The organism is Treponema putidum, assembly GCF_024401155.1.
Taxonomy (GTDB): Bacteria; Spirochaetota; Spirochaetia; order Treponematales; family Treponemataceae; genus Treponema_B; species Treponema_B putidum.
The window spans coordinates 2,316,683-2,342,606 of record NZ_CP038804.1 but is presented as its reverse complement, the minus strand read 5'-3'; the positions used below and the strand labels follow the sequence as shown (position 1 = coordinate 2,342,606).

Below are 25,924 nucleotides of genomic sequence, written 5' to 3'. Positions count from 1 at the left end.
GAAGTAAAGTTTATATGTTATAATTAAGAAAGTACGCAGGGGCACTTGCGGTAAATATTTTTAGAGAGGTGAATTATGGATAAAGTAAAACTTGAAAGGATGAAAAACGACAAGGGTTTTATTGCGGCATTGGATCAGAGCGGAGGAAGTACGCCTAAGGCTTTGGCTGCTTACGGAGTTCCCGAAACGGCATATTCCAATGAAAAAGAAATGTTTGATCTTGTTCATGCTATGCGTACAAGAATAATCACGGGAAAAGCCTTTAATTCCAATAATATTTTGGGTGCAATTTTATTTGAGCAAACAATGGAAAGGGAAATTGAAGGTATGCCCACAGCCGACTTCTTATGGAAAAAAAAGAAGATATTACCCTTTTTAAAGGTCGATAAGGGGCTTGCCGACTTAAAGGACGGTGTTCAGCTTATGAAGCCGATACCTAATTTGGACGCTATGTTAAAGCATGCCGTAGAAAAGCACATTTTTGGAACAAAGATGCGCTCCGTTATAAAAGAAGCAAATCCTAAAGGAATAAAGGCAGTTGTAGATCAGCAGTTTGAATTGGGTATTCAAATTGCAAAGGCCGGTCTTGTTCCTATTATTGAACCTGAAGTAGATATTAAATCACCCGACAAGGTCAAGTGCGAAGAACTCCTGAAAAAAGAATTGGAAGAACACCTTAAGACCTTGCCGAAAGATTTGCTTGTAATGTTTAAACTCTCAATTCCTACAAAAGAAAACCTTTATGAGGAATTTACAAAACATCCTCAAGTAGTTAGAGTCGTAGCCCTATCAGGCGGTTATTCCAGAGATGAGGCAAACAAGCTCTTGGCAAAAAACAGGGGCATGATTGCAAGTTTTTCCAGAGCTCTTGCCGAAGGTCTTTCTGCCAAGCAGAGTGATGCCGAGTTTAATGCAACCTTGGAAAAAACAATCAAGGGCGTTTACGAAGCTTCAATAACATAGTTTTAAAAAGCATAGTTTTTTGGAAACTATGCTTTAGAGTATCAATAAAAAAGAGCAAGGTTGATTAGCCTTGCTCTTTTTTCTATTATTTGAGTGTTTTATCTGCATATAATTTAATATGTTTTCAGATAGAACTACCTAAAAATTAATACATTCTTTAATATTTTTTTTAGAATTCGGATAATTTAACTCCTCAATACGCCTTCCTGAAGCATCATAATATTTTTGATCTATTTCAATACCAATAAACTTACGGCCAAGACTTAATGCTGCATGACCGGTTGAACAGACACCCATAAAAGGATCAAATACTATATCGCCCGGATTTGATGCTATATTAATAATATGTTTTAACACTGCAATAGGTTTTTGTGTAGGATGTTTAGGCTCTTTTATTCGTTCTTTTCCCATACAAATAGGAGTTTCAATAAAATTATGCATTTTATTTTGTGTAGAAAAATTCCATGTATGGCCCTTATTCCAAAGACATACTATTAATTCACAACTATTTAAAAAAGATGACTTACGAATATTTGGGACTGGGTTTGTTTTATGCCAGACCATAAACTGGAAAGTATCAAATACAGGATCAAATACTTCATGATATTTTCCTATTAAATTATAGCTCGTAAATATAAATATATTTCCTGTAGATTTTAAAATCCTTTTAAAGTCTATAACAAGTTTTTCCGGCTCAAAAGGTACTAAGTCCCATTTTGCAACATCGTTATTTATTTCTGATCTCCAATCAAATTTCATATTTCCTGTAGAGTATTCTGCTAAATTATATGGAGGATCACATAGAATTAAATCTACTGAAGAATCAGGAATGTTTTTCATTTTATTAAAACAATCTCCCAAAATGAGTATAGCCTTGTTTATTTTTTTTAAATCATACATAGATTATCATTTCCCAAAATACATATCTTTAATATCAGTTAATGCTATTTTAATATAATTTGCACTTCGTTTATATTGATTCATTATAATTTCAAAACCGGAATCATCATCACATACAAAATTCCAGTAATCTTTACCTATTAGCAGCTCTTCATTAGCAAAAAATTGGCGTACTCTATCCTGTTTCCAATAATTACCTTCTCCAAACATATTATATGCTGTTCCGAGATATATAAATATTTTTGCCTCTTCTTCTTTATTTTCATATAAAAAATTTTTTAAAATAAAATATTCTTGTAATAAAGCAAGTTTTTCACTTTTTGCTTTTTTATTATCAAGGTCTCCTCCGGCTTTTAATTCGATAAGGTAATGTTCATTTTTCTTTTTATTATAAAAATAATGATCAGTAACATGATTTTTTGAAAACGATCGTACATCTTTCGGGTTTATCCAAGTAAAACTATTGTAATCATTAACTGATGGGCGTATATTTTTTTCATATTCAGAAATCATATAATCCATATGTTGACTTTGCTGAGGTAGAAGATATGCATTTAGATTTCCTCTTACTTCATATGATAAAGTTGCGATTGCATTACCGATCCCCTCTAAGACTCTACCAAATGAACTATCAAAACTTCTGACAAAAGCACTATAAAACATAAATTCATGTCCAAGTTCTGCAATAAAACAATTGTTTTTTTTAGCATTTATAACTCCTTCCGGATCATCTACTTGGCTTTTGTGTTTTATTCCAAAACCTTCTGCAAAATTTTTTATAGCCACATCAATAATTTGTTCTATAGCTTTTTGTTTTATTTCATCCATAAACAGTTTGTTCCTTGTTATAATAATACCATAATTTATAAAAAAAAATAAGTGGTCTTTTAAGCTTGATATCTAAAAAATATCTTGATGCTCTTACGAGCTGCAGCTTTCGCATTCCTCTACTTCGAGGGAGCGGCTTCGCACATAATAGATTGACTTAAGGCCTTCTTCCCAAGCCTTTACATAAAGCGAAAGCACCTTGCTGAAGGTAAATTCGTTTGTGATGTAGAGATTTACAGATTGGGCTTGGTCGATATGGCGCTGCCGTAAGCCTGCGGCTCTTATACTCCAATCTTGTTCAATGTGGTGGGCGTTTTTATAAAGCCAATAGGTTTCCGGTGAAAGAGATGGGGCAACCCTAGGCATTAGAGAACCTTTTTTCTCCTCTAAAAAATACTTGTTCATGATAGGGTCTACACCGGCAGTTGTGCCTGCGATAATCGAGGTTGAGCTTGTGGGAGCGACTGCCAAAAGATAGGCATTCCTCATTCCGTTTGATTTTACTTCCTCTGCGAGAGCCTTCCACTTTTCATCAACATAATTCCGTTTTTTAAAATATTCTCCTGTTTGCCAATCGCTTCCTTCAAAATAGGCATAGCTTCCTTTTTCTTTTGCAATTTGGGAAGAGGCTTTGATTGCGGCATAATTTATTCTTTCAAAAACCTTATCTGCAAAGTTAAGGTGCTCTTCGCTTTCCCATGCAATGCCGTTTTTTGCGAGAGCATGATGATAGCCCGAAGCTCCCAAGCCGATTGACCTGTATCGGCTATTGGTAATTTGTGCATAGGGTACTGGATAAAAATTTAAGTCTATAACATTGTCCAGAGCGCGCACTGCCGAAGAAACGGTTTCGTCAATTTCTTTTTCGTCATTTACATTTATGTTTCCGAGAACAATGGAGGCTAAATTACATACTACAAAGTCTCCGGGGATAGTAGTTGTTATAACAACAGTATCTCCGTCTTCAGTTTTTATTTCAATGTTTTTATGTTTTATCTCGCTCATATTTTGAGAAATTTCGGTACATAGGTTTGAGCAGTAAATCATTCCCTTGTGGGGATTGGGATTTGTTTTGTTTGCATGGTCACGGTTAAAAGCAAATGGGGTACCCGTTTCGACAGACGATTTTAAGATTAAACGCACCAAGTCTTTTATAGGAATTTCTCTTTTATTGATGCGGGAATCGGCAACGCAGTCCTTATACCTCTTTTCCCATTCTTCCCCATAAAAATCTTCGAGGGCATAGCCCTTGGTTTTTGAAATTTCATGGGGACACATTAGGTGCCAAGAAGCGTTTATATCATCTCGGACGGTTTTCCAAAAAAGATCGGGATAGCAGACTGCCGGAAATACATCGTGGGCCTTCATTCTGTCATCTCCATTATTGGTGCGGAGCTGTAAAAATTCGGGAATGTCCTTGTGCCAAACATCGAGGTAAACTGCGACCGAGCCCTGTCTTACGCCGAGTTGGTCAACGGCAACAGCCGTATCGTTTGCAAGTTTTATCCAGCGGATAATTCCTCCTGCCGCTCCCATAAACCCGCGGATAGGCGAACCGACGGCTCTGACCTTTCCGAAGTAGAGTCCCATACCTCCTCCGAATTTGGAGACTTTGGCAAAGTTATCTATGCTGCGGTAAATACCGTCAAGAGAATCGGGAACCGTGTCTATAAAACATGAAGAAAGCTGATGATAAGGTTTTCGGGCATTTGAAAGGGTTGGGGTCGCCATCGTAACTTTTAAGGTGCTCATCATATCGTAAAAACGCCTTACCCATTCAAGGCGGTTTGATTTTTCTTTCATTGCAAGATGAAGGGCAATACCTAAAAATATTTCTTGCGGCGATTCAAGGACGGTGTTTGAATGAGTGCGAATAGCATAGCGGCGCAAAAGGAGGTCAAGGGCACTGTAAGTAAAAAGCTTATTTCTTTCTTCTTTTATAAATGAAGCGGCCTCCTCCAAATCATCACGGTTATAGGCCTTGCAAATATATGTTCCGTAGAGACCTTCATTTTCAAGATATTTGATTTTTTCATAAAAAGAATGAATCTGCCTTTTTTCAAGTTCGGTTTTTAGTTTTAAGTTAAATTGAAGCATTAAAAGACGGGCTGCAATAAATTCCCAGTCCGGGGCATCTTGGGCGGTAAGCTCGACGGAGGCCTTTATAAGTATAGCGAGGGATTCGGATTCGCTCATATTTTCTTTTCTAAAAGAAAGAAATTTGTGCGCAAGTAAAGTAAGGCTGTACTCGTCCGAAGTAAAGTCATTTTGAATTTCGGTAAGGACCGGCTGAATTTCTATTGTATCAAAAAAGCGGCTTATCATTTGCCGAGAGTCCCGCCTTTTTGTGCGTCCGACACGGTAGAGTATAAAATTTTTTACTTCTGCATAATAGTTATGTTCTATTAAAGTTTTTTCTACCAAGTCCTGAATTGTTTCGACATGAACAAAATTTCCGTTTTGAGAAAGTTCCAAAATATCTTCTTCTACTTCCTTTACCAGAGGCGGAATTATTTTATCCAAGTCTTTATGCGGAGAGTTTTCCACACTTTTAAAGGCGGAGCGGATAGCTCCTTCAATTTTTTCCGGTTCGTAATTTTTTGTTTCACCGTTTCGTTTTATGATTTGCATTTTATTTTTCCTTTAAGCGTTTTAAAATTATGCTTGCTGTTCTATCCTTTGTAATAAGTAAAAGGCCTGCTCCAATTCCTGCAAAAATAATAAAAGAAATAAAAAGCGGAACTCCTTGTCCGATAAATTTTCCGAATGAAGCAAATGGAGAATAAATTTTATCCTTTAAAAAATAAATAGGAATTGATGCTGCAACCGAAAAAGCGAATATTTTTGCAATAAATAAAAGAGCCGGAAAGATGAGTTCTTTTACATCAATGGCCTTGTTCTTTTTTAAAAACATTAAGAGTATGGCCGTGTTTATAAATGATGCTATTGTCAAAGCGAGAGCAATGCCGTTTCCACCCATGGGGCCTACTAAAATTAAGGCTAGGAGGATATTAACTGCAAAGCAGATTATTCCTGCGATTGTAGGTGACTTTGAATCGCTTTGGGCATAAAAGGCAGGAGCTATAATCCTGTTTGCAGCGATTGCAAAAAGCCCTATTATGTGAAGCCTAAAAATTCCCAATGTTAATTTTACCGAAGCTGAATCGAATTTGTTGCTCTTATAAATGAGGATGATTAAATTTTCTCCAGACAAAAGAAAGAAAAAGGTAGCGGGTATTGTAATGAGAGAGATTACCTTTATGGCTTGCAATAGTACGGTTTGGAAGGCTCTCCAATCTTTACGCAGAGCCAAGGCCGACATTTCGGGGAGAATTACGGTGCCTACAGAAACGGCAAAGATACCTAATAAAAGTTCTTGTAAGCGTAAAGAATATTGTAAACTTGAAGCTATTCCAAGACCTGCCGAAGTTGCAAGCGAGGTAGAAACAAGATCGTTTATCTGATAGGCGGCCATGCCGATTATAGTCGGCCCGATAAGGGCAAGGACTTTTTTTGTTCCGGGGTTTGAAAAAGTTTTTTTAAGGTTTGTGAGCTTAAAACTAAAGCCCGTCTTTAAAACAAAGGGCAGCTGAAAGATTGCCTGTATAATACCTCCTACAACAACACCGTATGCCATTGCTGCGGCGGGGTCTCCAAAAGGTTTTGCAAAAACATAGGTAGAAGTAATGACGGCTATGTTGAACAAAATAGGCGTAAAGCCCGAAGGGGTAAAAATCTTTACTCCGTTTAAAATACCTTGAAAAAAGGCTGCAACCGAAATTAAAAATAAATACGGAAACATTATCCGCGTTAAAAAAACTGTAGAATCATAATCTGCAATATTCTTAAAAAAAAGCTTTATTATCAGCGGAGAAAACAGAATGCCCAATATAACTACAATGGCAGTAGAAAAACTTACAAGAGTAAAAATAGAATTTAAAAATTCGTTTATTTCTTTTTTTGTTTCTGCGGATTCTTGCGAATCTTTGTGCTTTTGCAGATAGGCATTAAAGGTCGGAATAAAGGCAACTGTTATGCTGTTTTCGGCAAAGAGCCTTCTAAAAAGGTTGGGAAGCATAAAGGCCGTGGTAAAGGCATCGGCCAAGGGACCAGTCCCTAAAAAATGAGACATAGTCATCTGGCGGACAAGACCTAAAATTCTTGACCCTAAAACTAAAAGAGAAAGTTTTGACCCGCTTTTTACGAGAGATTTATTTTTAACCTTGCCCATAACAATTAAGGATTATACAGGCTTAAGGTTTATAATGCAAGAGCTTTTGAACAATAAAATATTCATTGACAAAGCTGAGCTTTTTTACTATATTGGCAATGAATAAAAGATGCATTTTTTATACCTTCTGCCTACCCTATACGGAAAAACCGTCATTTACCCATTGCAGCCTGCCGCCGATTCTTATCGTTTGTGCTTGCCGTAGTGATAGTGTATAGAAAGTACCGGTTTTTATGATATTATGAGGAAGGGGAGAAGAGGGGTGTTAGGCTCACACGCCGTAGGCGTGGTAATATGGGAGGTAAAAAGTTTGGAAGTAGTAACGATTTGTGGAAGCATGAGATTTGCAAATGAGATGAAAAAAATAGCTCTTTTATTAGAGAAGACACACAATATGAGTGTATTACAGTGTGTTTACAATGAAGAAGAAATAAAATTAAGTGATGAAGAAATAAAAAAGCTTAATGAAGCCCATTATAGAAAAATACAAATTGCAGATGCTATTTATGTGGTTAATCTGAATGGATATATCGGAGAACAAGTAAGACGTGAAATAGCATTTGCTGAAAAAATTGGTAAGAAAGTTATTTTTCACAGTAATTTTTATTCTGAAAATAAATAACTAATTCAAATATGATTCAAAACACAACAAAAAATCTATTAAATATAGCTACTTGACAGATATATCTTAATAACAGATAATATAACTATGATTAAATCATTTGCAGATTCAGAAACGGAAAAAATCTGGAAAGGCAATAAATCACCTAAGCTTCCGCCTGAAATACATAAGAGAGCCTTTGCTAAATTATTGATAATTAATTCAGCGGAAAAAGAAGATGATCTGAGAATTCCTCCAGGAAATAGATTTGAACATCTTCTTGGGGATTTAAAGGACTATTGTTCCATAAGAATAAATAGTCAATGGAGAATACAGTTTAAGTTTCTAAACAGTGAAGCTTATGAAGTACAGATTGTGGATTACCACTAAACGGAGGCGTGTTATGGATAAAAGATTTGAATTACCGACAGTTGGTGAAATTTTACTAGAAGAGTTTCTCGAGCCTTTAAATATTACTCCATATAGACTTTCAAAAGATTTAGGTGTTTCTTCCAGTTCAATTTTGGATTTAGTTCATGGAAAAAGAAAAATAACGGTTGAAATGTCATTGAGGCTTTCTAAATACTTTGGAACAACTTCTAAGTTCTGGCTGAATATGCAAAATGAATTGGATTTGAGAGAAGCAGAGCTAAAGCTCGTAAATGATTTAGAGAAAATTCCGCATTGTAAACAGATAGCCTAACACCCGCTTCAAATCAGACATTGCAGACAAGCCGCAAAGCAGGTTAAGCGAATGTTAGGCGGACTGCCTTTCGTGCAGAAATTCAGAGAAGAACATGAAAAACAAAAGAATATGTATTTTGTGTATATTACTACTTTTATTGCAAAATATCTTTGCTGATGATGAACGAGAGATGAATGTTTTAATTTTATTGGAAAATAATTCTAATAGTACTCTCCTATATAAAGGATGGATTCCGAAATCTCATGATGAGTCAGCGATTTTAAATAAGGATCTCTGTAATGCTTTAATATCGATGGATAGAAAAATTAAAAAGGCAAAGCTTATTTCTATAAATAATGTTGAAAAAGCTTGTATTATAGATGGTGAATATAAAGTTGAGTATTTACTGACAGGGAAAAAATATGAAATTCAAAATAATTATTGGATGTATGAATCTGAGTCTAAAAAATTCTATAGATGTGATATTTTAAATGAATTACAAATCATCTATGATTGTTATAGTTATTCGGATTTTTATAGTAGATATTATTTACAGGACACATTGAATATTGCTGATTGTAAAGATATAAATTTCATAAAATGGCTTTTTACTCATGAAACGGATATTCAAATTAAAGATAAATCTATTGAGATTATTGAAAAACAATATTCAAATGGGATTCCAACTAATATTGAGCAATTACCTTATTACTATATAATAAAAATTTCAAATGAAGAATATAATCAATATAAAAAAATTTATAAGAAAAGTTCTGATTGGAAGATATTTAAGAATAGTGAAATATCATTTCGTTTTATAACAAAATTTGATTTATGTTGTGTTATAAAAGAAAACGAGCTAATTTTTGGATTTGGAAATATGGATATGATTCATCCATAAAATGAATATCACCTAACACCCTTTTTCAAAGCCGACAACACGGTAAAGCGTGTGGCAGTTTAAACAACGTTGAGTTGAGAAGCTAACCGCTTGCGGGAAGACTTGTGCGGAACCGGCCTATAACATTAGTAGTTATAAAGCAATCCTGAGTTACTTGACGATAAAGGGCTCATATTATATTATCCGAATATAACAGGTATAAAATAGCCGATAAATGGGAGGTTCTATGAAAAGAAAAATTATATTAATTATGGTCATTGCTATTTTGACTGTAGGTACTTCAGGTGTTTTTGCCGAAAAAGCAGGAACGCTGAGAGACCTGCTGATGCGCTTGCCCGATAGCGCATTTCCGGCTAAGTTTAACGAAATAAAGCGAAGCGATGGTTTCGATCCGCTTATTGAAGTATACGATGAGGAAAACCGCTACGTGAGTTTTAAAGCCGTAGGAGATATCTACTACTGGGAAATGTGTTACTGGAATCTGAAAGGCGGCAAAGAAAAACTGATTTTAGTGAATTCAGACTTATTTCCGGCTTTTTATCTTTACAGCAACGGCAAAGTTTCCAAAACGGAAAACTTCGGCATTCGGGATATATGGAAAAAAATCGGAGGCTCTTCTTGGGAAATTCTTGGTCAGTATATGTATTTTTTTCCGCCACGCAGCGGAACTTCGATTACGGTTATACTCGAAAATCAGGATTGTAGGATTTTTAAATGGCAAAATGAAAAATTTGTCTGCCTTACCGATTATCCGAAAAAGAAGCACGATTATCATTCTTTGGCACGAGGCTTTACCGCTGCCTTAAATACTCATGACGTTGACGCTTGTATGCAATATATTCTGCCTCAGTATATTAAGGAACAATGTATGAATATTCTTCAAGGGGAAACGGAGCAGTTTGTCTGTGAACTTATCGGCGGCGAAGCTGAAGATTCAGGGGAGTATATTACGCCCTTAAGTTTACAGGATATAAAGAAAGCAACATACAAGTATGATCCCGACAGCGGCTTTGCGAACCATATCATTTTCATTCAGCTTAAAGACGGGCGTTCATATAATTATTATATGAACTTTGAAAGTGTTGAATTAGATGATACGGAAGCCATTCCATATATAGTAGGAGCTATGGGGTAAAAACCTGTTGAGCATAAATCAAGAACCCCGATATTCTTGAGTCGGGATATGTCGGCTCATTTTATAATTTCCGCTTCTATAGCTGACGCGATTTCCGAATTGCAGATACGGATACTGCAGTCTTCCTCTTCCGAATATCCTAGAAAGTTGATACTGCCGTACCATAAAATTTTTTCATCAAAAATAGCTAACCTTTGTGTAATATTCTCTTTCGCCGAAACCGCAGCTCCCGCCGTTTCGAGCATATTAATATACTGCTGTTGCTTTTTTCGCCGTCCTTCATCTTCATGCAGTTTTGTCATAATAAAAATTTTGCACCCGTTTGAAATAATTTTAGGTACGAGAGGTAAAAATTTTTGCACTTCCGTTTTGGAAAGGTACGGTGAATAAATAATAGCCGATTTTTTTGCGTCCATGCAGTCTTGAATAAAATCGGTTGTGTAGTCGTTGGCGGAATATAGCTTTGATGGTGCGTCTTCTTTCTTCCCTGAATCGAAAACCGGCTTTATTGTATAACCGAGTTGCTTATAGCCTTTAAGCCGATTCCGGTACATCCTGTCGAAAACCGGAAGACGAAAATCGACATAGTCGAAAATCAACACTTCTTCTTTTCCTGCGAAATTTCTGTGCAGGCGGCCGCAATATTGTGCAAGCGTACCCTTCCAGCTAAACGGCATTGCAAGCATAAGTGTATCAAGCCGCGGATTGTCAAAGCCTTCTCCGGCATACTTGCCTGTCGCGAGCACTATAAGCGATTCAGAGGCAGGAACTTTGTTGAGTATTTCCAACTGTTCTTTTTTTTGTTTTTGCGTTCCTTTTCCTGTAATCACGATGACATTGGCAGCTGCATCTTTTAGATTTTCTTTTAGCAATTTTAAATGTTCTATCCTATCGGAAAGAACAAGCGGCGTTCGTCCTGCTTTGACGGCGGTTTGTACATCTGAAACGATTAATAAATTCCGTGATTCCGCTTTTATCATTTCGGAATAATAATTTTGAATTGAAGATTTCGAATGCTCTGCATTTTCCGCAGCGATATGAAAGTTCGTAAAACGCGGAATAAAATAATGTTCAAAGTTTTGCACGCTGTTCATCTGTTTCGCAGTCGTCGCATAAAGAATAGGCCCGCACTGCATAAAGATAATCTTTTGCCGGCCGTCACGCCGGACAGGCGTTGCAGTCAGTCCGTATACATATTTTGAGCGGAAACTCTTTACTAGGTTTTCCGTTCCGAATGCCGAAACGTGATGACATTCGTCGACAATAAGCATACCGTATGTATGCCGCCGCGGTTTTACCGCATCCGAATTTTTTTCAGTGAGCGACTTAATGATTGCGATGTCGATAATGCCCGTCGATGTATCTTTTCCCGCAGCGATTGTTCCCGCCTCATAATTTAAAAACCGCTTGATAGCCTTTTTCCACTGTTCCAAAAGCGTGTGCGTCTGCACGAGGATTATCGTATTCGTTTTCCGTTCCGCAATGAGGGCTGCGGCAGTTATCGTTTTTCCGAAACCGGTTCCGGCGGATAAAATACCTAAATCCGATTTTAGCATAGCTTGCAAAGCCGCCTTTTGTTCCTCATACAGTTCCGCAGTAAAATCTACTTCGATACGCACGCCTTTTTCCCGTTCATCATTGATTTTGTAAGGCGTGTTGCAATCGGTTAATAATTTTTCGATTTGACCGAGATTGCCGCGAGGCAAAAGCAAAGTGTTTTCGGTTTCATCGGAACAGTCGATATAACGCGGAATATTATACAGCGGGAGGCGCATGTGAAGATTTTTAAAATACTCAGGATTTAAGAAAACCGACGTTCGCCTGAAAAATCCCAGAGCCCGTTCCGATATTCCGTTTTTTTCAATTTCGATTTGGTTGGAAAACGTAATGTGCACAGCCGAAGAAAAATCTTTTTGCGTAAGCTGCGGATTTTTCGATGATGGAGTATCCGTCAGTATTCTGGAAATTTTATATGCCGTTTTGGCTTTAACAATATCGTTTGCCTTATCATTTTCGCTTTCATCAAAATCATTCGGCAAAAACTCCGGTACGGCCTTTGCAATTTCGCTGCAGCATGTTTGTACGGCTTTTTCGGACAATGTTTTGACCGAACTTAAATACTCCCATTGATCGCCAAACGGAATAAAATCTTCATCCACAAAAACCGAGCACTTATTTTTTACTGCTTGCCCCTGCAGCGGTAGAGCGATTAAATTGCCGTAACCGTCTTTCGGTATCGCATCCTGATTGGGAAACATACGGTCGAATGATTCAAATGATAACGAATGCCTCTCATTCATCGCAGCCTGCAAAATCAATCTCCCGAAATTGCGTGCCCGTTTTGCGGCAACAGCTTCGCTGAAAAAAATCCAAAGGTGAGCGCCTTTTCCCGAACGCGATATTTCAACCGAAACGGGAACGGAAAACGCCGCACAGATTTTACGTACGGCCGTCGCATCTTTTTTCCACGCATCGGAACTTCCCGTATGCGAGTCGAAGTCGAATGCGAGGAATCGGCAAACATCTCCTTCCATAAGCGGATATAAACCGACCACATCGCGGCAGGCGGAATCTTTTCCTGCCAAGTGGTTAAAAATATATCGATCTGACAGCGGAACAGGCAGTTTAAAAGGACAGTCGGCGCACGAATATTTTTTCATATCGCATTTCCCAATTTTCCACTTGTTTTCGCATACAGGCGAATAACCGCTTTTATTCGACGTTGCATTATACCAGCGCAGCGCAAAGACATCTTTCCGTCCTACAAAGAGAGAGGTATACAAATCGATTTTTTCCTGAGGCGTACTGTTCCTATTAACAAGAGCATTCGATGATGTCGTGGATGTGTCCACTGCCGGTATTCTAAGTGGTGATTGTGCGGATATATTCTGAGCTTTTATCGCAGGCACCGTTTGAGGCATTTGCTGCTTGTCTGCGGCAGCCTCGTCTTCGTTTTTTGCCGTTTCAACGGCGGCTTTTTCTTCAAGGGTAAACCGAATATCTTCATGGGCATTTGCAAAAGAATGGATTAATGCGATAAGTTCTTCATGAGAAAGCGTTTTTAAATATGATAAAACTAAGGGTGATATGTCGGGCATATTTTGTACAAATTATATATCGGTCAATACCTCCATAGAATATCTGTTCATATTCCGTTTTATTGTTTCTTTGAGTAGTTTATTCTCTTTATAATAATCCCAAAAATCAAGTGGATTATTATAAAGCTGCATTTTATATCAGTTTTGCAATACACGCTTCAATTTCGGTCATGGGAGCCGTCGGCTCAAATCGGGCGGCGATGCTGCCGTCACGCGCTGCAATGAATTTGGTAAAGTTCCATTTAATGTCGGAATTGTTTTTATAATCGGGATCGATTTTTGCAAGGAAATTGTCCATCATTTGTGCCGTTTTACCTTCACCGAAACCTTCAAATTTTTTTTGAGCTTTTAAATACGTATACAGCGGTAATTCGTTTGTGCCGTTTACATCCGATTTTTTCATTTGAGGAAATTTCGTGTTGTAATTGAGCGAGCAAAACTCGCTGATTTGTTCGTTAGTACCCGGTGCTTGCTCCCCGAATTGATTGCACGGCACATCGATTATTTCCAAACCCTGCTCATGATATTTTTCGTACATTTGTTCAAGCTCTTTGTAGTGCGGCGTAAAACCGCATTTTGTTGCCGTATTTACAATCAACAAAACCTTCCCTTTATAGTCTTTTAGCGGGATATTTCGCCCTTGCGCATCCTGTACCGAATAATCGTATATTGTCACTTTCTTACCTCCATTAGACTTTGATTATAACTAAAATACATTCTTTGTGCTACTATTTCTAAAAGATGTTTTTTTGTCAAAGCCATGATTAACTATCTTTTCAGAATCCGTTAAATCCTTTGATTCACAGTTCTTATCATTTTTAAGTGAAAATAAATAAGTTTCCATGCTATAGTAAATTTGTTCAGGAGGAATAATAGAAGGGATGCCGATATTCTTTAAAATATAAAAGCCATCCGGTAATCCGATATTTCTAATAACCAGTTCTGAAAGTTTGACATTTTCAAGTTTTTTTTTATTTATCGCAGTAACAAGAGAATCTATATTCTCAACAGAAACTATATCCAAAATTTTTCCTCTATAATCAAAATCTTCAAAAGTTTTTATAAATTCCATTTTATAAGATTTTAAAATACAATTACGAAAATCAGTTTCATCAATTTCTAATTTAAGGCCAATTAAGAATAACTTAATTCCGGCACGAATTGCGAAAAACTTATTGTATTCTGCCGGTTCTTCTTTCCAGAACCGCCAATATTGGCGGTAATATTTATGATTTTTGACATGTTCACTCAAGATATTAAAAAAATCTTCATTCCTGAGAGGAATAGAACCTCGTCTATCAAATGTTACACCGTCATCACTATCTGCCTGATGGGCCAAATAATCATAATAATCTTTGTTTTTATCTATAATTCGCAATGTATGAACCTCGCTCTCTGTGGCATTGCAACGTTATGTAGAGATATTTTCTTTATTATTAAAATACATCTTAGTAAAAATTATTATACAACAAATTCCCAGAATTTAATACCTCTCCATTCAAATAAATGACAAAATGTGGTATAATTGTAATAGGAACAAGAGATGATATTTGAGTAGGACAAAAATAAAAACAAACGCAAGCATGGGTATTGCGTTTGAAGAAGTCTTGCCTGTTTTTCTTGATGAAAAACGTATCGAAAAAGAGGAATAGAATATTATGAAAACTATGACGCTCAATGAAATTAAAAACTTTCAGAATACCTATTTTTCGGACTGTTCCAAACAGATGAAAGAAGATTTTGTATGATGAAAAACTTACGCATTAATAATAAAATATTTATTATAACTTGTTTATTGTTATTATCTATTTTTTGTTTTGCAGAAGAAGATACTGAAAAACGCCTTGAAAAGAACATTGATAGAATAACAATTGAAAACTATTTTTTGGAAAATATTTCTAAAAAAGATAATGCAACTATTCCTGTGATTATTGTTTATTGTTATGATGGTTATTATTTTTTATATGAAACAAAGATGAAATATGAGGTAATAGGTACTAAAAGATATTTTTTTGATTATAAAGTTGATAAAAATATCAGCAAGTTATCTACAGATATAGCCGATAAAAATATGAGTCTTGATGATTTTATTAATAAATATTTAATAAAAAATGATGATAATAGCTATAGTATATCTTATAAAAATTATGATATATTTACACCTAAAGATGAATTTTTATCTCCTATATTTTTTGCTGCTCAATACAATTATGATTTTTTAATTTTAATTGAACACGGGTATTCTACAACAATAACATTATATTTACCCAATAGTTACGAATATGTAAAAAATAAATATGAAACAAAAGGGACTATTATACTCATACAAGGTTTAGTCAAGAACAATGCTTTGGAGTAAATGCAAGCTCAAATCTTCACGAAATGGTCGCAAGATATTTTCTGGTTTTCAAAGATGTACGCACTTTAAGATTATCTAATATTAAAGGGATTTTATCTTCACTTGTTGTATTATAACATAGATTAACATATTTTTAAGGAGTACGTTTTACGCTGTTTTAATATGCAAAATTATCAGGTTAATAACTTGAAAAATATGATTTTTTAGTTTATTATTCGGGAAAAGTTGAATAAATGTTCTACACACAGAACTCCGGTAGGATGATTTTGAGGGAAGGAAATGGCAGATAAATATCAAAATTTCAAATATCTTTTGGAATACTTTGTTGCACATCTGGAATATCTTCAGAGTAAAATACGGCATACTGAAAGTGATACGCTAGATACTTATGGTTATAAGAAATATATTGAGCCATTTGTAAAAAGCGCCGGTTTTAAAAAAACCGGACAAGGATATGGTAATGACAGCATTCAAAAACAGATTGCCGGCTGGGAAAAATATGATTATGGTAATATTTGTATAAGTGTGCAAATACATCCTAAAACAAAAGATTATTCATCAAAAAGTTGCTATTTGAACTGGAAAGGAACAGGCCATAATGTATATGCAAAATGGAATGACACAAAGACAAAAATAATTTCTTTGGGTCTAACGGAATATAGATATTGGTTAGATACCCCCGATTATATCGACTCGGAAGAATTTGTAATTTCAGATATAGGGCTTAATGATGGCAAAAATCCGAATGAAGCATTGAAGAAAATGTTTGATCTTTATGAAAAATCTCAAATAAATAAAAAGGTATACGATATGACAAAAAATTACATCGAAAAACTTGAATTAAAATACAATATCATTCTGCATGGTGCTCCCGGTACAGGGAAAACGTTTATGGCTCGCCAAATTGCTGCACAAATGATGTTTAATAAGGCATATGAAAATTTAACTGATGATGAAAAGACTCAAATAGGATTTGTTCAGTTCCATCCTTCTTATGACTATACAGATTTTGTGGAAGGTTTAAGACCTCAAAAAGGATCAGGGCAAAAAGAAATCGGTTTTGAGCGTAAAAACGGAGTCTTCAAAGATTTTTGTGAAAAAGCAATACTGGCAAAAAATGAGCTTGGGACTGATAATTTTGAAAAAAGTTGGAAAGAGCTGATTGATAAACTAAATAATGATGTTCGTATGAAAATTCCGTTAGTTTCAGGTAAAGGTTCGTTTGAAGTAGAATTGAATGAATATGGGGACGGATTGGCAACACGAACATATAATTCAGAAGAAGATAAAAAAGTCGGTAACTGGATAAGAGGCCAGTCAAAATTTTTTTCAAAAGAACAGCTTTATAATATTTACAAAGGTTTGAACGGTATTCCAAGCGGTGGACATGACAATTATCGTAAAGCAATAGTTGTCGAAATGAAAAAACGTTTTAGATTGGAAGATTATAAAAAAGGAAAAGCAAAGAAAAACGCTCCAAAATTTGTATTTATTATTGACGAAATTAACCGCGGTGATATGTCAAAGATATTCGGTGAATTATTTTTTTCCGTTGATCCCGATTATCGAGGAATAAATGGTAAAGTATTAACCCAATATCAAAACTTGATAGAAAACGGAGATATTTTCAAAAACGGTTTTTATATTCCTGATAATGTCTATATTATTGGAACAATGAATGATATTGATCGGTCTGTTGAAAGTATGGATTTTGCAATGCGACGCAGATTTGTATTTTACGAAATCACTGCCGAAGATAGTGCAAAGGCAATGGGGATAGACTATAGTGTTGCAAGCCCTATGAAAAGATTGAATGATGATATTGATGAAAAACTTGGCAGTGATTACCAAATTGGAGGAGCCTATTTCAAAGGGTATAAAGATAAACTAAACGATGCAGCAGCATTAAAAGAACTTTGGGAAAATAACCTAAAAGGACTGCTTCGGGAATATTTGCGGGGGCAAAGAGATGCTAAATCTAAATTAGAGCAATTTGAGAGTCTTTTCTATGGAATCAATACGGATAGCGGACAACAGCAGCAAAACTCTTAATTTGCCGGAGCCTGTAATTTCCGATTTACAAGTCATAGCTAATGCTACATTGGGAAATATAAAAGAAAAATATCCTAACTTATTGATTTTTCCTCAAAGTTTCGGTGAATACGGAGATAATTTAGGCTCTCAATACATTTGTTCCTTAAATGATAAAACAATTAGAACAGGAAATTTAATGGGGTTTGTAGGTTGTAATTTTACAGAACTTAGTATTTGTTCCCGCTTTTCTAATAACAACGGAAATGACTTTTTTTTGCACTATCTGCTGCAAAAAGTATTGTGCCAATATGTTTTTGATTGGAAACACTCTTATAACGAAATAACGATTTTTGACTTTTTGATATATTTATTTCCATACTATTTAAACAAGGCCTTATCTCAAGGGTTATTCAGAGAATATCGTAAATTTTATTATAATGACAGTAAAGTAAAAGGTTCGATAGATGTAAATAAACATATACAACTAAATGTTCCTTTTGCCGGAAAAATCGCATATAGCACCAGAGAATATAGTTACGATAATCGTATTACTCAATTAATCAGACACACAATCGAATACATTAAAACTTTGTCTTTTGGCGAAAATTTATTACTTGGGCAAGAGACTCGCGAAAATATAAGAATAATAATTGATAATACTCCATCTTATTCGAATCACGATTTACACAAAGTATTCAGAGAGAATTTGAGAGAAACTCAACATCCCTATTATACGGAATATACTCCATTGCAAAAAATATGCTTACAGATTTTAAGACATGAAGGTTTAAAGTATGATGATGACTCTCATAACCAAGTTTATGGAATACTTTTTGATGGAGCATGGTTGTGGGAAGAATATATAGCAGGAGTATTACAAGATAATTTTGCACATTATACTTCAGAAAACAGTAACTTTAAATTATTGGAGTGTGGCGGTAAAGAAAAGCAAAAAATTATTCCTGATTATATTTCAAAGGATAACAAAATAGTTGCTGATGCTAAATATATTCCATTAAGTAAAAACTATTCATATGGCGAAGAGCGTGCAGCCGCTATTTACTATAAAACAATAATGTATATGTTGAGATTCTCTTCTAAGCATGGGATTCTGATTTATCCTACTCAAAGTATAGCAGAACCAAAGAAATACAAAATCATAGATACAGATAACTATTTGACTGAATTTCCATTTATAATACCTATAGAACAAACAGGTTCATATAATGATTATTGTGTAAAAATAATAAAGGAGGAAGACCGCTTTAATATGCTTATTTCCAATGCAAAAGAAATCTTACCTTTGAACCCTTCCTGAGGCATCGCCTTCTGCAAGGTATAAAACTTCATCAAAAGAAACTTGGTTAAAGTCGCCGTTTACGGAGTGTTTTAGACAGGAAGCGGCTGAAGCAAAGTCGATTTGTTTTTGAGGTTTAAAGCCTTTTAATTCTGCACATATTAAGGCTGCAGCAAAACTGTCTCCGCCTCCCAGCCGATCAACGACCTGCATTGTGTATTTTTTGCTGAAATAGGCCTTGCCTTTTGTATAAAGCATGGCTGACCAGTTGTTTTCGCTGGCTGAGGTGGATTCACGGAGGGTTATTCCTACTTTTTGAAAACCGAATTTTTTGCATAACTTTGCAGCAACCTCTTTATAGCCCTTTTCATTCAGTTTGCCCGAGCTTACAACCGTATTTTTTGAGGTAATGCCGAAAACTTGCTCTGCATCTTCTTCATTTGAAATGCAGATATCGACGAACTCGCAGATACGGCTCATGGTTTCTTTTGCTTCTGCGGGAGTCCATAGTTTTTTGCGGTAGTTAAGGTCGCATGAAACAGTTATGCCCATTGACCTTGCCGTTTTGCAGGCCTCAAGGCAAATTTCGGCGGCATTTTTGCTTAAAGCCGGTGTAATTCCGGTAAAATGGAACCATGAGGCTCCTTTAAAAATTTCTTTCCAGTTAAAGTCACTCGGTGAGGCTTCGGCAATGGCTGAGTTCGCCCTATCATATATTACCTTGGAGGCACGTTGGGAGGCTCCTTTTTCTAAAAAATAGATACCTATGCGTTTTCCTCCGCGAATTATGCCTGAAACATCTACTCCGTACCGGCGCAAAGAATTTACGGCTGCTTGGCCTATCTCATGGGCAGGTAGTTTTGTTATGTATGATGACCGCATTCCGAAGTTGGCTAAGGAAACAGCGACGTTTGCCTCCGCTCCGCCGAAAACCAATTCCAGAGCATCGGCTTGAACAAAGCGGTTAAAACCTGTGGGGGAAAGACGGAGCATTATTTCGCCCATTGTTATAACTTTGGGCACTTGACTTGTTTCAATGCTGCCTTCTAAAGGTTTTTCGTCTGATGTTGAGTCTTTTTTTTCTGTTGAAGTTTTTTGGTATGGAAATGCAGTTAAAGCGCTTGTATTTTTTTTAGGATTACGGGCATCTTTTACAACTTTTAAAGCAATAATAGACTCTTCTTCTATTTTTTTAAAATCTTTTGAAGATATAAGTTCTTTTGAAACCATCCAGCTTCCGCCGCAGGCAATGACCTTTGAAAAGGCTGCATATTCTGCAATATTTTGGGCATTTATTCCGCCTGTAGGCATAAATTTTATATTCGGATAGGGTGCGGAAAGGGCTTTTATAAATTTTACTCCCCCGACAGCCTCAGCCGGAAAAAATTTGACTACTTCAAGGCCGAAGCTCATAGCCTGTTCGATTTCTCCTGCTGTGGAAACTCCCGGAATTATCGGATATCCTGATTTAACGCAGTGCTCGACGACCTTAGGGTTTAATCCCGGGCTGACGATAAACTTGGCCCCGGCAGCGATAGCTTTATCGGCTTGTTCCGGGGATAAAACCGTTCCGGCTCCTACAAGAAAATCGGGGAATTTTTTTGAAAAAACTTGAATAGCTTTTTCGGCTGCTTCCGTTCTAAATGTGATTTCGGCACAGAGAAGGCCGGCGGCAGATAGGGCATTTCCCAAAGGAACGGCATCTTTTTCATTTTCTAAAACGATGACCGGTACAATGCCTATTTTTTCTATTTGTTTAAAAATTTTGTTCATAAAAAGCCTCTTACTAAATTTGTTTTGTATTTAAGAATCTATACCGAAGTATTTTAGCATATCTTTTGCGATTTGTCATTAAAAAAATAAAAACGATATAAATCTTGACAGAGTTAACAAAACTATTATAATAAAACTATATCAAATTCGGAGGCTCATTATGAAAAAGATTGCTTTAGTTTTGTTTGTTGTATTTGCTGCTTTTTTAATTGTATCATGTTCAACAGTAAAGCCTGTTGCCGGTGCTTCAGGTGTTGTAGGACGAAAAACAGGTGAAGCTTCTCAGGCTTTCTTTGCTATTTTCCCTATAAAGGGTGAAGGCGGAATTGCTCAGGCTGCAAAAAATGGCGGTATTACAAAAGTAGGAACTGTTGATATTAGAATTGACTATCCTGCCAGCCCTGCTATTCCCTATTATGTTGTAACTACGGTTGTTACAGGGGAATAAGCTATCATAGCCTTGACAGCCTTGCTATGTTTATAGCGGGGCTGTTTTTTAATTGTATGAAAAAGTCTTTTTTTGTTTTAATATCATTTTTATTTTTGTTTTCTTCATGTGTGACCGCTCCATCAGGTAAGGAAAAGGTTATAACGGCGTATATGGAATCCGGTAATATGAAGTACTATATTCGTCCGGGGAAAATGGTATTAAAAAATGAAAAAGATATTTCAAGCCATCATATGGCTCGCCATATGATGGCCGGCCATGTGATGGCCGACTTTACTTATCAAATGAGACAAAGAGAATATGTCTCGGATGCCTATTTTAATTTTACCTTACATACTAAAGCCGATGCTTTTATTTTAAAAGCATATTTTATTTTAGATTCTAAAGAGCTTGTAGAACTTTTTGATCTTAATACTCTCGATAGAAATCTTTCTTTAGGATATATACGGGTTTCTACAATAATAAAAAAAGAAAAAGTTAAAGATGTGTTGCAGAATCTTCATAAAGGGAAAGCTGTATTAAAAGTGGAGCTTGATAATAATACCGAAATGGAATTTGCAGCCTCAAAAGATTTAATCAGCCGCATTGAAGAAGCTTTTTATAAATAATCCCCCTATTGACAATATTCCGTATTAGAGTATCATACTGCGAAGCAATTCTTTATTGCGTATATGTTTCTTGTATACAAGATCCTCGCTTGTGGAGTTAAGTGTGTGAAAAAGTTTTTTCTAGTTTTTATCTGTGCCTTTTTTTTAGCTTCATGTACGGAATCTTATAATTTTGTATCACAATCGGTTATAAAGGGTGTTTTTGATGCTGAAAATATCGCCGTAGGAGATATACAGGTTCTTGAAGGAGATTGGATTTTTATTCCAAATAAGTTTGTAAATCCTTTAGAAGATTTTTCGGGCTATAGCCGGTTTGAAAACATAAATAAGTCTTGGCATAGGTATGAAGATAGGCTTTCCGTTTACGGATACGGGACTTATGCGTTAAAAATAAAAAATCTTTCTTCGAACGGCGTATATGCAATAAAAACAGCAACAATTTCTTCCGCTTGTATTGCTTATCTTGACGGTAAGGAAATTTATAGAAGCGGTATTGCCGGCTCTTCCTATAAGCAAGAAACCTTTGATTGGGATGCCGCTTTTATCCCTCTTCCGACCTTAGGAAAGGAGGAGGTAATATTAGTATTTCATGTTTCCAATTTTAATGACAATAAGGCAGGATTTTTAAAGCCTATAGAGTTCGGTTTTTTTTCTACCCTTTTAGATAAAAAAAATGCAAGCATTTTAACTCTTACCATATTGGCCGGTATTCTTTTGCTGGCAGCCGCTTTTTTTATCTCTTTGTTTATTTTTTATCCTAAAGAAAAACATTCTCTTTACTTCGGTTTATTGTCGGCAAATTTTTGTTTAAGGATATGCTGTTATGATGAATTTTTACTCACTATCATAATGCCGAGTATCAATGGCGAGCTTCTTTTTAAAATAGGCTATACTACGCTTTCTCTTGGTCTTGTGTTTACTTCATTGTTTGTACATAACTTGTTTAGTAAAACTAAAAGCAAGTATTGGGCTATACTTTGCATTCCTGCAATATTATATATTATTGTAAATATTTTTGCTCCTATTAGAGTTTCGGCTGAGCTGCTACAGCCGGCTCAAATCTATGTTTTATTGTTTGCCGCTTATAATATAATAATTGTTATAAAAGCTGCTTTACGCAAAGATACATCGGCTATCCTTTTTTTGATAGGGTTTTCAATTTTTCTAATTTTAAGTGTAAGGGATATTTTGATTGCAAATAGGGTTATCCAAGGTTTTTTTCTGTCTCATGTAGGAGTTTTAGTTTTATTGATTCCTATGGCCATTGTTATTTTGCGTACTTTTAGAGAAAGTGCCGATAAAGTTATAAGAATTACGGAACAGATCGAGGCTACAAATAAGGCCCTGGCAAAATTTGTTCCTAATGAATTTATGAAATTTTTAAGCAAAAAACATGTAGATATTAAACTGGGCGATAATGTTTTAAAAGATATGTATATAGCTTTTATTCATTTAAGTGTTTATACGGGCTTAAAAACGGAAAATGAAAGATTGAGCTTACTTAACATTTATAATGATACTTTGGCAAGTATTAATCCCATTATTCAGACCCATAACGGATTTATTGATAAATATTTACCTGAAGGTTTAATGGTTCTTTTTTATGGATCGGCAGATGATGTCATAAAATGTATGCTTGAGATTAAGGATATTGTTCATTGTGAAAATTTGGATAGACAGATAAACCTGCTTCCTAAAATAAATCTTGCCGTAGGAATCCATTATGGAAGGCTCATGCTTGGAACTATAGGAGAGGAACAAAGGATGGACGGTACCGTTATATCCGATGTTGTTAATGTTGCATCCCGTCTCCATTTTTATGCTTTAAAAAAAGAAGTAGATATTTTTATAAGCGAGGCTGTTAAAAAGAATATGTCTGATTTATTAAACGATGAAGTTGTATTTAAATATAACGGTTTGGTAAGATTTAGAGGAAAGGATGAGCCGCTTAAAATCTATGAGGTAAGAAGAGTATGCCGATAGAAAAAAAAAGATTATTTTTTGGGTCTATACCTTTTTTGTTTTTATTTATTCTTCTCTATTTAACTAATTTGCTTACACCTATTTATGAGCAAAAAATTATAGATTTGGAAGTAAAAAAAGGTAAGGTTAATATTCCGTCTCGGCCTTTATCAGAGGCTGTTCTTTTTTCTTTAAAAGGTGATTTCCATTATACGCCGAATCACTTTTATTCTTTGAAGAACGGCTCTAAAGAATTTTATTCTAAGGTTCCCGGTAATTTTTCCGGCAAGGAACTTGGCCGCAATTATGGATATGGTTCGTATGGATTGGAACTTTCAGGTTTAGACCCTAATGTAATTTATGCAATTCAAGTTCCTCAAGTTTTTGGAAGCTGTAGTATAGCGGTAAACGGAATAGACCTTGATACTCAGGGGCAGCCGGGTATAAATAATGAAACTGAAACTCCCGGCACACGGTCTTCCCAAATAGCATTTAGGCCCTTAAAAGACGGAACATCAAATATAATTATTAATGTTTCCAATTTTTTTAATAATAGGGGATATATTTCAGGTCCGATTATTTTAGGCGAGGCATCTCAAATTGGAATAATGTTTAGAGGCGACCTGATTTTTTACGGTAGTATATTTGCTATAACTTTTTCGGTTGCTTTGTTTTTCTTTATCCTTTCTTTTTTCCATAAACAGGCATCTTTTGTTATCTGGTTTGCATTGACAGCCATGGTATTGGCTGTGCGGGGTATTTTCTTTTATCCCCATATTTTTATTATTTTGTTTCCTAATACCCCATGGTTATTTAATTTTATTATGAGGTATATTACCGTTCCTCTACCTATTATTTTGTTTACCGTTTTTTTAAGCAAGGCATTAAAATTGAGGTATAAAATTCCTTACATAGTTATATTGTCGGTATCTATTTTATATGCAATATCTACCGTTGTGCTTCCGCCTGAAGTGTCGGTATTTTTACTGATTTACTATCAAGTTTTTGCAGTATTTTGTGTAGTCTATATTATTGTTGTTGCAATTATCGGGTTAAAGAAAAAGAAAGAATTTTCAGGATGGGTATTTACGGCAACATCCGTATTATTTTTATTCGGTGTTTACGATTTAATGGTTTCGCTGGGAATTACTTCCGGGGAATTTATGCTTCAGATAGGAACGGTTTTTGCCGTTATTATTTTGTCTGTAAAAGTCTTGGATGATTATGTCGCTTCAATAAAAAAAATAGAAGATTTGGGTGTTGAAATGAGTCTTATAAATAAGTCTCTTATTCGTTTTGTGCCGGATCAAATTGTAGAGTTTTTACATAAAAAATCAATAACCGATGTTAAGTTAGGAGATAATGTAGAGCTTACAATGCCTATTCTATCTATAGATATCCGCTCATTTACTCATACTTCAGAAAAATTAAAACCGAATCAGGTTTTTGAATTATTGAATGAATATTTCGCATTGGTTGCTCCGATTGTAAGGACATATAACGGAGTTATAACTAAGTATTTAGGGGACGGTTTTTTTGCTTTATTTCCTGACGGGGCTGATTCAGCTCTTTCTTGTGCAGTAGCTATACAAAAGGCTCTTACAAGGAATAGCATTTCGGTTCCTAATTCTTCTCCTCTAAGAATAGGTATAGGTATTGACATGGGCGATATTCTTTTAGGCACTATAGGAAATTCAGCACGTATGGACAGTATTATTATTTCCAATTCTTATCATGTTGCAGAAGTTTTACAAGAATCTACAAAAAAATATTGTTCATGTATTATTATATCCGATAAAATATATGAATCGCTGAAAAATATTTCCGAACATTATATTAGGCCTATACAGAAAATTAAAAATACGTTAAACAAAGATGGCTTTTTATATGAAGTATATGATGATGACGATGATTCAATTAAAAATTTAAAGTTTAGCACGCAAGAATATATGAAGAAGGCTTTAAATTTATTATCAACTGAAGGTGTTAATGCTGCAAGTAAATATTTTGATAAGGTTTTGGAAATATTTCCAAATGATTGTGTTGCTTTGTATTATAAAAAAGTATTTGAAAAAATAAATGTAAGATAAATTTTATTTTA

General features: G+C 35.4%; 21 protein-coding genes. 13 read left to right on the top strand and 8 right to left on the bottom strand.

Going from position 1 to position 25,924, the window contains the following annotated elements; all coding sequences use genetic code 11:
• Nucleotides 1-75 precede the first annotated feature (75 nt).
• Nucleotides 76-963, top strand: coding sequence for a fructose bisphosphate aldolase (locus tag E4N74_RS10910; RefSeq protein ID WP_255817672.1), 888 nt, complete (start codon nucleotides 76-78; stop codon nucleotides 961-963).
• Between the two features lie 138 nt (nucleotides 964-1,101).
• Here the strand turns inward: E4N74_RS10910 and E4N74_RS10905 are convergent, their stop codons facing one another.
• The 4 genes from E4N74_RS10905 to murJ form a co-directional block, all read right to left on the bottom strand.
• Complete coding sequence (locus E4N74_RS10905) at nucleotides 1,102-1,863, bottom strand: DNA-methyltransferase (RefSeq protein WP_255817670.1); 762 nt, start codon at nucleotides 1,861-1,863, stop codon at nucleotides 1,102-1,104.
• A gap of 6 nt (nucleotides 1,864-1,869) precedes the next feature.
• Entirely contained in the window at nucleotides 1,870-2,691 is an 822-nt protein-coding gene (locus tag E4N74_RS10900) for a TdeIII family type II restriction endonuclease (protein WP_255817668.1), read from the bottom strand.
• 93 nt (nucleotides 2,692-2,784) lie between these two features.
• Nucleotides 2,785-5,322 carry a ribonucleoside-diphosphate reductase subunit alpha gene (locus tag E4N74_RS10895; protein ID WP_255817666.1) on the bottom strand — a complete coding sequence of 846 codons (2,538 nt, stop codon included), beginning with the start codon at nucleotides 5,320-5,322 and terminating at the stop codon, nucleotides 2,785-2,787.
• A gap of 1 nt (nucleotide 5,323) precedes the next feature.
• Nucleotides 5,324-6,922 (bottom strand): murein biosynthesis integral membrane protein MurJ, encoded by a 1,599-nt coding sequence (murJ, locus tag E4N74_RS10890; RefSeq protein WP_255817664.1) that lies wholly within the window; start codon nucleotides 6,920-6,922, stop codon nucleotides 5,324-5,326.
• Between the two features lie 310 nt (nucleotides 6,923-7,232).
• Between murJ and E4N74_RS10885 the strand changes: the two genes are divergently transcribed.
• From E4N74_RS10885 to E4N74_RS10865, 5 genes are all read left to right on the top strand, one after another.
• On the top strand, nucleotides 7,233-7,544 hold the full coding sequence (locus E4N74_RS10885; protein WP_255817662.1) for a hypothetical protein: 312 nt from the start codon (nucleotides 7,233-7,235) through the stop codon (nucleotides 7,542-7,544).
• An 87-nt stretch (nucleotides 7,545-7,631) separates the two neighbouring features.
• Nucleotides 7,632-7,913, top strand: a complete 282-nt coding sequence (locus E4N74_RS10880) for a type II toxin-antitoxin system RelE/ParE family toxin (RefSeq protein ID WP_044978129.1) — start codon at nucleotides 7,632-7,634, stop codon at nucleotides 7,911-7,913.
• 13 nt (nucleotides 7,914-7,926) lie between these two features.
• Nucleotides 7,927-8,226: a HigA family addiction module antitoxin gene (locus E4N74_RS10875; RefSeq protein WP_044978128.1), complete on the top strand. Its 300-nt coding sequence runs from the start codon at nucleotides 7,927-7,929 to the stop codon at nucleotides 8,224-8,226.
• A 94-nt stretch (nucleotides 8,227-8,320) separates the two neighbouring features.
• Nucleotides 8,321-9,109: a hypothetical protein gene (locus tag E4N74_RS10870; protein WP_044978126.1), complete on the top strand. Its 789-nt coding sequence runs from the start codon at nucleotides 8,321-8,323 to the stop codon at nucleotides 9,107-9,109.
• Nucleotides 9,110-9,335: 226 nt separating this feature from the next.
• Nucleotides 9,336-10,244: a hypothetical protein gene (locus E4N74_RS10865; RefSeq protein WP_255817659.1), complete on the top strand. Its 909-nt coding sequence runs from the start codon at nucleotides 9,336-9,338 to the stop codon at nucleotides 10,242-10,244.
• 56 nt (nucleotides 10,245-10,300) lie between these two features.
• On the opposite strand, the gene E4N74_RS10860 is transcribed toward E4N74_RS10865, so the two are convergent.
• From E4N74_RS10860 to E4N74_RS10850, 3 genes are all read right to left on the bottom strand, one after another.
• Nucleotides 10,301-13,342, bottom strand: a complete 3,042-nt coding sequence (locus E4N74_RS10860) for a TOTE conflict system archaeo-eukaryotic primase domain-containing protein (RefSeq protein ID WP_255817657.1) — start codon at nucleotides 13,340-13,342, stop codon at nucleotides 10,301-10,303.
• 133 nt (nucleotides 13,343-13,475) lie between these two features.
• The gene (locus E4N74_RS10855; protein ID WP_255805262.1) at nucleotides 13,476-14,018 is read right to left on the bottom strand and encodes a glutathione peroxidase; all 543 of its coding nucleotides are present in this window, start codon (nucleotides 14,016-14,018) and stop codon (nucleotides 13,476-13,478) included.
• 30 nt (nucleotides 14,019-14,048) lie between these two features.
• Nucleotides 14,049-14,720 carry a hypothetical protein gene (locus tag E4N74_RS10850; RefSeq protein WP_255817655.1) on the bottom strand — a complete coding sequence of 224 codons (672 nt, stop codon included), beginning with the start codon at nucleotides 14,718-14,720 and terminating at the stop codon, nucleotides 14,049-14,051.
• A gap of 366 nt (nucleotides 14,721-15,086) precedes the next feature.
• On the opposite strand from E4N74_RS10850, the gene E4N74_RS10845 reads away from it, so the two are divergent.
• From E4N74_RS10845 to E4N74_RS10835, 3 genes are all read left to right on the top strand, one after another.
• A complete protein-coding gene (locus E4N74_RS10845) occupies nucleotides 15,087-15,701 on the top strand; it encodes a hypothetical protein (protein WP_255805261.1) in 615 nt (204 codons plus the stop codon).
• A 279-nt stretch (nucleotides 15,702-15,980) separates the two neighbouring features.
• A complete protein-coding gene (locus E4N74_RS10840) occupies nucleotides 15,981-17,753 on the top strand; it encodes an McrB family protein (RefSeq protein WP_255817653.1) in 1,773 nt (590 codons plus the stop codon).
• Nucleotides 17,710-19,053: a 5-methylcytosine restriction system specificity protein McrC gene (locus tag E4N74_RS10835; protein WP_255817651.1), complete on the top strand. Its 1,344-nt coding sequence runs from the start codon at nucleotides 17,710-17,712 to the stop codon at nucleotides 19,051-19,053. The genes E4N74_RS10840 and E4N74_RS10835 overlap by 44 nt, the downstream gene beginning before the upstream one ends.
• Here E4N74_RS10835 and E4N74_RS12850 read toward each other — a convergent pair.
• Nucleotides 19,033-20,805 (bottom strand): KHG/KDPG aldolase/sugar kinase fusion protein, encoded by a 1,773-nt coding sequence (locus tag E4N74_RS12850; protein ID WP_084224511.1) that lies wholly within the window; start codon nucleotides 20,803-20,805, stop codon nucleotides 19,033-19,035. The two genes, E4N74_RS10835 and E4N74_RS12850, sit on opposite strands and share 21 nt — an antisense overlap.
• Before the next feature lie 160 nt (nucleotides 20,806-20,965).
• On the opposite strand from E4N74_RS12850, the gene E4N74_RS10820 reads away from it, so the two are divergent.
• From E4N74_RS10820 to E4N74_RS10805, 4 genes are all read left to right on the top strand, one after another.
• On the top strand, nucleotides 20,966-21,253 hold the full coding sequence (locus E4N74_RS10820; RefSeq protein WP_044978114.1) for a TRL domain-containing protein: 288 nt from the start codon (nucleotides 20,966-20,968) through the stop codon (nucleotides 21,251-21,253).
• 56 nt (nucleotides 21,254-21,309) lie between these two features.
• Nucleotides 21,310-21,861 (top strand): hypothetical protein, encoded by a 552-nt coding sequence (locus E4N74_RS10815; protein WP_145475316.1) that lies wholly within the window; start codon nucleotides 21,310-21,312, stop codon nucleotides 21,859-21,861.
• A 105-nt stretch (nucleotides 21,862-21,966) separates the two neighbouring features.
• On the top strand, nucleotides 21,967-23,844 hold the full coding sequence (locus E4N74_RS10810) for an adenylate/guanylate cyclase domain-containing protein (RefSeq protein ID WP_255817649.1): 1,878 nt from the start codon (nucleotides 21,967-21,969) through the stop codon (nucleotides 23,842-23,844).
• The gene (locus E4N74_RS10805; RefSeq protein WP_255817647.1) at nucleotides 23,835-25,913 is read left to right on the top strand and encodes an adenylate/guanylate cyclase domain-containing protein; all 2,079 of its coding nucleotides are present in this window, start codon (nucleotides 23,835-23,837) and stop codon (nucleotides 25,911-25,913) included. Before E4N74_RS10810 ends, E4N74_RS10805 begins: the two co-directional genes overlap by 10 nt.
• Nucleotides 25,914-25,924 lie beyond the last annotated feature (11 nt).